Consider the following 553-nt stretch of genomic DNA (forward strand, 5'->3'; position numbering starts at 1 on the left):
GTGCCGTAATAATTATCATGAACATTAGCCCATTCAATAAAATCGCCATTATCTATCATTTTTTGAAAAGTATCTTTATCTATAAAGTAGTAATCTTTGCCGTCAACTTCACCTTCTCTAATATTTCTAGTTGTATGAGACACACTGAACATTGCATTTGAGTGTTTTGACATATATTTTTTTATTAAAGTTGTTTTACCAGCTGCCGATGGAGCTGTTATTACCACTATATTACTCATATAAAAAAGATACCCAATAGATAGTTTTATTGATTATACAACAAAGCAAAAAATATTTCAAGTTTTTTTCCAAACTTTACATAAGATATTCATTATTTTCTCATATTTTTTATTATTTCTATTGTTTCAAAGTCTAATTTTTCGCCTCTTTTTTCTAAATCTTTTRTTATTATATTTATTTCATCATCATTCATGTTTTGTCCGAATTTTGCCTTTGCTGTGATGGTTTCTATTTTTATTATTCCTATCATCATTGATTTTTAAGCATATTCAAACATTTTGTTTTCTATTGATAAATTATTATTGTCTTTTTC

The 553-nt window shown here is 25.5% G+C and carries 1 protein-coding gene and 1 pseudogene; both read right to left on the bottom strand.

Going from position 1 to position 553, the window contains the following annotated elements; genetic code table 11:
* Window positions 1–239, bottom strand: a pseudogene (locus GQX97_RS14370) (guanylate kinase); the annotation flags it as partial.
* A 92-nt stretch (window positions 240–331) separates the two neighbouring features.
* Entirely contained in the window at window positions 332–493 is a 162-nt protein-coding gene (locus GQX97_RS14375; RefSeq protein WP_232473450.1) for a hypothetical protein, read from the bottom strand.
* Window positions 494–553 lie beyond the last annotated feature (60 nt).

The organism is Brachyspira sp. SAP_772, assembly GCF_009755885.1.
Taxonomy (GTDB): domain Bacteria; phylum Spirochaetota; class Brachyspiria; order Brachyspirales; family Brachyspiraceae; genus Brachyspira.